Source organism: Streptomyces sp. NPDC004609 (genome assembly GCF_042873655.1).
GTDB lineage: Bacteria > Actinomycetota > Actinomycetes > Streptomycetales > Streptomycetaceae > Streptomyces.
Map to the genome: position 1 here is coordinate 1 of NZ_JBIALS010000080.1, position 8424 is coordinate 8424.

Consider the following 8424-nt stretch of genomic DNA (forward strand, 5'->3'; position numbering starts at 1 on the left):
AACACCCCAGACCGTTCGTCTGGACCAAGACAGCCGACGAGATCCTCGACAAAGTCGCCGCATACTGCCAACGAATCTCCGACTCAGGTCACTAGACCCGGAGGCCCGCCCAGTCCGGGCGCCCGGATCCCGGTCCCCGGGCGCCCGGATCCGGCAGGGGTGCTACTCCTCCGCGCCCCCGCTCGGCTGCGGCTCCGGTTTCGGCTCCGACTCCCGCTCCGTCCCTGGCTTCGGCTGCGGGACGGCGGCCCGGCGGTCCAGTGTCTCCAGGGCCCGTCGCGCCACCCCGCTGCCACGCACTATCCCCGCCAGGGTCGTCGACCCGCGGGTGATGTCGGCAAAAACCCGCCAGGCCGGGCGCAGTCCCGTGATCGCCGCGTGGATCAGGCCCGGGCGGCGCTCGAAGACGGCGAGCATCCGCCGCCCGACGGCCATCTCGACTCCCAGGCCCGCCTTGATGGCGAAGGCGTAGTTCAGTGCCTGCCGGCGCGCGTCGACCGCGTCGTGCGACTCGGCGATCCGCACCGCCCACTCCCCCGCGAGCCGGCCCGAGCGCAGCGCGAAGGAGATGCCCTCACGGGTCCACGGCTCCAGAAGCCCCGCCGCGTCCCCGCACACCAGGACCCGGCCGCGTGACAGCGGTGAGTCGTCGCTGCGACAGCGGGTCAGATGCCCGGAGGAGACGGCCGGTTCGAACCCGGCGAGCCCCAGCCGGGCGATGAAGTCCTCCAGATAGCGCTTGGTGGCGGCGCCCTCGCCACGGGCCGAGATCACTCCGACGGTCAGCGTCCGGCCCTTGGGGAACACCCAGCCGTAACTCCCCGGCATCGGGCCCCAGTCGATGAGGACACGTCCCGCCCAGTCCTCGGCCACCGGCTCCGGGACCGGGATCTCCGCCTCCAGGCCGAGATCCACCTGATCGAGTTTCACCCCGACGTGCGCTCCTATGCGGCTGGCGCTGCCGTCGGCACCGACCACCGCGTGCGCCAGGATCGACTCGCCTTCGGAGGTGACGACGGCGACCGTGCGCCGGTCCGGTACGGCGGGGCCGTGCTGCTCGACCCGGGTGACGGCGACTCCGGTGCGCAGAGCGGCGCCGGCCTTCTGCGCGTGCTCGACGAGCAGGGCGTCGAAGTCGGGCCGGTTGATCAGCCCGAACAGCATCTTCTTGGAACGTCTCGTACGGGTCAGCCTGCCGTTCAGGGAGAAGGTGACCGCGTGCACGCGGTCGCGCAGCGGCAGCTCGAAGCCCGGTGGCAGGCTGTCGCGGGAGGGGCCGATGATCCCCCCGCCGCAGGTCTTGTAGCGCGGCAGTTCGGCCTTCTCCAGCAGGAGGACCCGGCGTCCCGCCACCGCCGCCGCATAGGCCGCGGACGCCCCAGCGGGTCCCGCGCCGACGACGACGACGTCCCACACCGGGTCGCTGTGCCCGTCTGCTTCTGACTCTGCCCCGGTGACACCGTTCTCACTGCTCACGATGTGGTTCTGCTCCCGATCCGACGCGTGCCCCATGCTCTCGACGGCATCCTACGGCGCGGCCGTCCCGCAACGCTGTGGCAGGATCGACCGCGCATTCGCCGTACACAAACAGCACAACGCAGCACCCACGAGGAGCGTGCCCATGTCCGCCCATCCGATCGCCGGGACCGTCGCCTCCCTCATGCCCCGCGCCAAGGCGGAGCTGACGGAGCTGGTGGCGTTCGCCTCGGTCGCGGATCCGGCGCAGTTCCCGAGGAGCGAGTGCGAGGCGGCGGCCGAATGGTGCGCGGACGCGCTGCGGGCCGAGGGTTTCCAGGACGTCGCCGTGCTCGACACCCCGGACGGCACGCAGTCCGTGTACGGGTTTCTGCCCGGCCCCGAGGGCGCGCCGACCGTGCTGCTGTACGCGCACTACGACGTACAGCCGCCGCTGGAGCCGGAGTCCTGGGTGTCCGCGCCGTTCGAGCTGACCGAGCGCGACGGCCGCTGGTACGGCCGGGGGGCCGCCGACTGCAAGGGCGGCTTCATCATGCATCTGCTCGCCCTGCGCGCGCTCAGGGCCAACGGCGGGGTGCCGGTGGGCGTGAAGGTGATCGTCGAGGGCTCGGAGGAGCAGGGCACGGGCGGCCTGGAGCGTTACGCCGAGGAGCACCCCGGTCTGCTGACGGCCGACGCCATCGTGATCGGCGACTCCGGCAACTTCCGGGCCGGGCTGCCGACGGTGACGGCGACCCTGCGCGGTATGACCATGATGCGGCTGCGGATCGACACCCTCGAAGGCAATCTGCACTCGGGGCAGTTCGGCGGAGCCGCGCCGGACGCGCTGGCCGCGCTCATCCGCGTACTGGACTCCCTGCGCGCCGAGGACGGTGCGACGACCGTGGACGGCCTGCCCGCCGACGAGACGTGGAGCGGACTCCAGTACCCGGAGGAGGACTTCCGCGGGGACGCGAAGGTGCTCGACGGGGTGGAGCTGATCGGCTCGGGCTCGGTCGCCGACCGGATCTGGGCGCGGCCGGCCGTGACCGTCCTCGGCATCGACTGCCCTCCGGTGGTGGGGGCGACCCCGTCGGTGCAGGCGAGCGCGCGGGCGCTGATCAGTCTGCGCGTGCCGCCGGGCCAGGACGCGGTACGGGCGACGGAGCTGCTGGCCGCGCATCTGCGGGCGCACACCCCGTGGGGCGCGAAGGTGTCGCTGGAGCAGGTCGGCCAGGGGCAGCCGTTCCAGGCGGACACCGGAAGCCCGGCGTACACCGCGATGGCCGACGCCATGCGGGTGGCCTATCCGGGGCAGGAGATGCAGTCCTCGGGCATGGGCGGATCGATCCCGCTGTGCAACACGCTGTCGGCGCTGTACCCGGAGGCCGAGATCCTGCTGATCGGCCTCAGCGAGCCGGAGGCGCAGATCCACGCCGTGAACGAATCCGTCTCGCCGGACGAGCTGGAGCGGCTGTCGGTCACGGAGGCGCTGTTCCTGCGCAACTACGCGGCGTCCAGGAAGGTGTGACGCGCCGACGGCCGGCCCGCCGGTGACCGCTCCCGGCCGTCGGCGCGCGACGCTGTCGCGGCCCCTGCCGGTGGCCGGCTTCCGGGGCGCGTGAACCGGTCGCCGCCCCGCGGGGAGCCGTACCGGTCTGCGGTCTGCGCGTGAGCCTCGGGGTCTGCGCCTGGGCCTCGGGTGCGACAGGTGGATCGGGCCGCGATCGCGGATTCGCCCGCACGGGTGAGGCTCGCGGGGCGGCCGCCGAGACGGCTCGCGCCGGGCGGCGACGGCCGCGGCGACCGGCAGGGGCGGCGGCGACTCAGCCGACGGGGACACCCGCCTCCAGATTGAGCACGGCCCCCCGTTCTCGGGCACGCAACGCCCAGCGGAGCCGTTCGTACCGGGCGGGCGGGAGAAGGTGCGCGGCCTCCCGCTCGCCGACGAACCGCCAGTCGCGCAGCTCCGACGCGGGCAGCCGCACACGTTCCGCTTCCGCGCTGTCGAGCCTGCCGCCGTCGAAGAGCAGCCGGAGCCCGCCGAAGCCGGGTGGCCGGGGCGGCTCCCAGTCGACGACGAGCAGTCCGGGCACCCGCTCCAGCGCGATGCCCAGTTCCTCGGCGACCTCGCGCATTCCGGCGCGGGCGGGTGCCTCTCCGGGTTCCACGACTCCGCCGGGGAACTCCCAGCCGGGCTTGTAGGTGGGGTCGACGAGCAGCACCCGGTCCTGGTCGTCGAAGAGCAGCACCCCGGCGGCGAGGGTCTCGGCGGCCGGTTCGGGGGTCTGCACGATCTCGCAGACGGACGCCTCTCCCGTGCGGACGGCCTCGGCGATCCGGTGGGCCGTCCGGCGGGGGTCGGTCCGGCCGTTGTCGACGACCAGCGCGTCGCCGCCGATCCAGCGGGCGAGCGCGGCGAGATACGGCTCGATGTGGTCGTAGCACCACTGTTCGCGGGCGGGCACTCCCGGGTCGGCGGGATGCCCGGCGGTCGGCCCGTCCGGGTGCTCCCGTTGCTCCCGCTCGGCAATCCGTTGACGCAGGATCGTTTCCTCCGGATGCAGCAGCACATGCCGTACGGAGATTCTGCGCGCGGCGAGTCCGCCGAAGATCTCGTCCCGGTACTCCTGCCTCAGCAGTGTCATCGGCACCACCAGCGTGCCGCCCAGCTCGGCCAGCATCGCCGCGGCCGTGTCCACCACGAGCCTGCGCCAGATCGGCAGGTCCTGGAAGTCGCCCACGTCGTCGAGCCGCTTCGGCGGCAGTTGCAGACGCAGTCCCTCGCCGATCAGTTCGGGGTCGTACAGCGTGCTGTTCGGGATCAGATCGATCAGTTCGCGCGCGGTGCTCGTCTTGCCCGCTCCGAACGCACCGTTGATCCAGACGATCACGGTTCCCCCTCTTGGATAGCCCACAGTGGATTGCCCGGAACACCCTGCCACGTAACGTGCGGAAGAGGTTCGGCGGTGGTGCGTCACGGTCCCGAGGGCGATCGGCGCGGGGCGGCGGTACGGAAGACGTCCTCCGGTACGGGAGTGTCCGGGCGCGGATCCACGGAGCCCGCCGCGGTTCTCGCCGCAGCGCCGCCGCCGCACCGCTGACACTGTGTCAACCCGACTGGTGCCTTCCGCACATGAGGTCCCGGACACACTCCCGGGACGGCCGGTGACGATCACGCCGGGGCCTGGCGTCCGCGGTCGTCCGGCGGACCTCAGGGACGGCTGCCCACGACCGGGTCCCCGGACGCCTCCGTCCCGCCGGGGCGGTCCAGCAGCGCGGCCGCCGCGGCGCCGACGAGCCCGGCGTCCGTGCCGGTGAGGGCCGGGGCGACGGTCAGCCGCCGGACGAAGGAGAGCGTCGCGTACTCCCGCAGGCTGCGGCGCAGCGGAGCGAAGAGCACCTCACCGGCGCCCGCCACTCCCCCGCCGATCACGGCGATCTCCATCTCGACGAGCGTCGCGGTCGCGGCGATCCCGGCGGCGAGCGCCTGGGCGGCCCGTTCGAAGGAGGCGCGCGCGACCGGATCCCCGGCCCGTGCGGCCGCGGCCACCGCGGCGGCCGAGGTGTCGCCGCCCGGTCCCGGCCGCCAGCCGCCCTCCAGGGCGCGCCGCGCGATGTTCGGCCCGCTGGCGATCCGCTCCACGCAGCCGCGCGCACCACAGGGGCAGGGGTCGCCGTCGAGGTCGACGCTGATATGACCTATGTGACCCGCGTTGCCGGTGGGTCCGGGGTGCAGCCTGCCGCCGAGGACGAGCCCGCCGCCGACGCCGGTGGAGACGACGAGGCACAGGGCGTTGTCGTAGCCCCGGGCCGCGCCCTGCCAGTGCTCGGCGGCCGTCATGGCGACGCCGTCGCCGACCAGCCGGACGGGGAGCCCGCCACAGAGCCGCCCGACGCGGGGCACCAGGGGGAAGTCGCGCCATCCGGGGACGTTGACCGGGCTGACGGTACCGGCGGAGGCGTCCACGGGACCGGCGCTGCCGATACCGACGGCCGAGATCCGCCCCCACAGCCGGGTGGTGGACAATTCGGCGACGACCGCGCGGACGGCGGCCATCACCGTCTCGGCGTCCTCCCGGGCGGGTGTCGGACGCTGGGCCCGCAGACGTATGCGGCCGCCGCCGTCCACCAGCGCGCCCGCGATCTTGGTGCCACCGATGTCGAGCGCGGCGACGAGGTCGTTGTGCATCGCTGTGGGATCCCCCGGGACACTGGTCGGACCTGCGGCTTCGGGAACAGTTTCTACGCCCCTGACAACGTTGTCCAGGCCCTATGCTCGACCGCACACCTTCGCACATACCGTACGACGACAGGACTGCGCACTGTGGCCGATACCGACCGTTTCCCGTATGTCTCCGCCCGCCCGCGGGGCCCGGAGTCCCGTTACGGCAATCGGCCGACCATGAAGGACGTCGCGGCCCGCGCCGGCGTCGGCCTCAAGACCGTCTCCCGTGTGGTCAACGGCGAGCCGGGCGTCACCCCCGACACCGAGCGCCGGGTCCAGGAGGCCATCGAGTCCCTGGGGTTCCGGCGCAACGACAGCGCGCGGGTGCTCCGCAAGGGCCGTACGGCCTCCATCGGCCTGGTCCTGGAGGATCTCGCCGACCCCTTCTACGGGCCGCTGTGCCGTGCGGTGGAGGAGGTCGCCCGCGCCCACGGCGCGCTGCTCATCAACGGTTCGAGTGCCGAGGACCCGGACCGTGAGCAGGAGTTGGCCCTGGCGCTCTGCGCCCGCCGGGTGGACGGTCTGATCGTGATTCCGGCCGGCCACGACCACCGCTATCTCGAACCCGAGATCAAGGCGGGGATCGCCACGGTCTTCGTGGACCGGCCGCCCGGCCGGATCGAGGCCGACGTGGTCCTGTCGGACAGCTTCGGGGGCGCCCGCGCGGGCGTGGCGCATCTGATCGCGCACGGCCACCGCCGTATCGGGTTCGTCGGCGACCAGCCCCGGATCCACACGGCCGTCGAACGGCTCCGGGGCTACCGCGCGGCCATGGAGGAGGCCGGGCTCGCCGTCGACGACTCCTGGGTCTCCCTCGGGTCGACCGCGCCCGACCGGGTGCGGCCCGCCGTGACGGGCATGCTCACGGGCCGGGAACCGGTCACCGCGCTGTTCGCGGGCAACAACCGGGTGACGGTGACGGCCGTGCGCGTCCTGGCGGAACACGGCCGTCCGGTGGCGCTGGTCGGCTTCGACGACATCGAACTCGCCGATCTGCTCGGCATCACGGTCATCGCCCAGGACTCGGCGACCCTGGGCCGCACGGCGGCGGAGCGGCTGTTCCGCCGGCTCGACGGCTTCGACGACGAGCCGGCGCAGACGGCACTCAAGACGGTGCTGATCCCGCGCGGCTCGGGCGAGATCCCGCCGCCCCGGTAGAACCGCCGCCGGGGACGCGCGAGCCCGGAGGGGGCTACGGGAAGGCCCGGCGGTCAGGCGCCTCGGCGTGGAGCGGCGAAGCCCTCCAGGTCCGTACGGGTGAGACCGGTGAGGCCGGTGACCTCGGCGGGGTCGAGAGCGCCGCAGTCGAGCCCGCGGAGGAGGTAGCCGCTGAGGGCCTTGGCGGTGGCGGGCTCGTCCATGACGTCGCCGCCGGCCCGGTTGGCGTACGCGGCGAGGCGGGCGGCGGCTCGGTCGAGGCCCTCGCGGTAGAAGGCGAAGACGGCGGCGTACCGGGTCGGGATGTGGGCGGGGTGCATGTCCCAGCCCTGGTAGTAGGCGCGGGCCAGCGCACGCCGGGTGAGGCCGTAGTGGAGGCGCCACGCCTCGTGCACCCGGTCGGTGGGGCCGACGGGCAGGACGTTGGTCGAGCCGTCGCAGACACGGACACCGGTGCCCGCCGCGGCGACCTGCATGACCGCCTTGGCGTGGTCGGCGGCGGGGTGGTCACCGGACTGGTACGCGGCGCTGACGCCGAGACAGGCGCTGTAGTCGAAGGTGCCGTAGTGGAGGCCGGTGGCACGGCCCGCGGCGGCCTGGATCATCCGCGCGACGGTGGCGGTGCCGTCGGCCGCGAGGATGGACTGGCTGGTCTCGATCTGGATCTCGAAGCCGATCCGGCCGGCGTCCAGGCCGTGCGCGTTCTCGAACTCCTCCAGCAGCCGGACCATCGCGGTGACCTGCTCGGCGTACGTCACCTTGGGCAGGGTCAGGACCAGGCCCCCGGGCAGGCCCCCGCCCTCCATCAGCCCGGTCAGGAAGATGTCGAGGGTGCGGATGCCCCGGTCCCGTACGTCCGCCTCCATGGACTTCATCCGGATGCCGGTGTACGGGGCGGCCGTCCCCGCGCCCGGCCGGGCGGCGGCCTCCCGGTACGCCTCCGCCACCAGCCGGGCCGCGCGGGCGGCGTGGGCGTCCTCGTCGGCGTCGGTCCGGCCGCCGTAGCCGTCCTCGAAGTCGATACGGAGGTCTTCGACGGGCTCCCGCTCCAGCTTGGCCCGTACCCGGGTGTGAACGGGCTCGGCGAGGTCCTCGGGGAGGCCGAGGACGGCGGCGAAGGACGCGGCGTCCGGGGCGTGTTCGTCCAGTGCGGCCAGCGCCCGGTCGCCCCAGGAGCGGACCGTGTCGGCGGCGTAGACGTCGCCCGGCACATAGACGGTGTGCACGGGCTGGCGGGTGCCGGGGTCTCCGGGGTAGCGGCGGGCCAGCTCGGCGTCGACCGGCGCGAGGAGAGCGCCGACGGCCTCGCCGACCGCTCCGGTGAGACTGGTCGCCGCCTTCTCCTGATGCCCCATCACTGCACCCTCCCTATTTCCGCCCAACGGAATCAGTCATCCGTATGGCGAAGCTAGTCGGCGGCTCCGATCCCCGTCAACGGTGATCCGGAACGACCGGGGCCGCGCGGCGGGGTACGCCGCGCGGCCCGTTGTGGTTGTTCGGTCTGGGGTCAGGCTTTGCGGGTGTTGATGTCGTCGGTGAGCTGGGGGACGACGGTGAAGAGGTCGCCGACGACGCCGTAGTCG

The 8424-nt window shown here is 73.4% G+C and carries 6 protein-coding genes; 2 read left to right on the top strand and 4 right to left on the bottom strand.

What is annotated here, in order from left to right:
* Nucleotides 1-162 precede the first annotated feature (162 nt).
* Nucleotides 163-1512: a geranylgeranyl reductase family protein gene (locus tag ACFYT4_RS35710; protein WP_389278943.1), complete on the bottom strand. Its 1350-nt coding sequence runs from the start codon at nucleotides 1510-1512 to the stop codon at nucleotides 163-165.
* 109 nt (nucleotides 1513-1621) lie between these two features.
* Between ACFYT4_RS35710 and ACFYT4_RS35715 the strand changes: the two genes are divergently transcribed.
* A complete protein-coding gene (locus tag ACFYT4_RS35715) occupies nucleotides 1622-2986 on the top strand; it encodes a dipeptidase (protein ID WP_389278946.1) in 1365 nt (454 codons plus the stop codon).
* Between the two features lie 295 nt (nucleotides 2987-3281).
* Here ACFYT4_RS35715 and ACFYT4_RS35720 read toward each other — a convergent pair whose 3' ends face one another.
* Together ACFYT4_RS35720 and ACFYT4_RS35725 are read right to left on the bottom strand one after the other, a co-directional pair.
* A complete protein-coding gene (locus tag ACFYT4_RS35720; RefSeq protein ID WP_389278949.1) occupies nucleotides 3282-4349 on the bottom strand; it encodes an NUDIX domain-containing protein in 1068 nt (355 codons plus the stop codon).
* A 320-nt stretch (nucleotides 4350-4669) separates the two neighbouring features.
* Complete coding sequence (locus ACFYT4_RS35725) at nucleotides 4670-5647, bottom strand: ROK family protein (protein WP_389278952.1); 978 nt, start codon at nucleotides 5645-5647, stop codon at nucleotides 4670-4672.
* Between the two features lie 213 nt (nucleotides 5648-5860).
* Here ACFYT4_RS35725 and ACFYT4_RS35730 point away from each other — a divergent pair, with 213 nt between their 5' ends.
* Entirely contained in the window at nucleotides 5861-6841 is a 981-nt protein-coding gene (locus ACFYT4_RS35730) for a LacI family DNA-binding transcriptional regulator (protein WP_389278958.1), read from the top strand.
* 53 nt (nucleotides 6842-6894) lie between these two features.
* On the opposite strand, the gene ACFYT4_RS35735 is transcribed toward ACFYT4_RS35730, so the two are convergent.
* A complete protein-coding gene (locus ACFYT4_RS35735; RefSeq protein ID WP_389278955.1) occupies nucleotides 6895-8196 on the bottom strand; it encodes a DUF6986 family protein in 1302 nt (433 codons plus the stop codon).
* Nucleotides 8197-8424 lie beyond the last annotated feature (228 nt).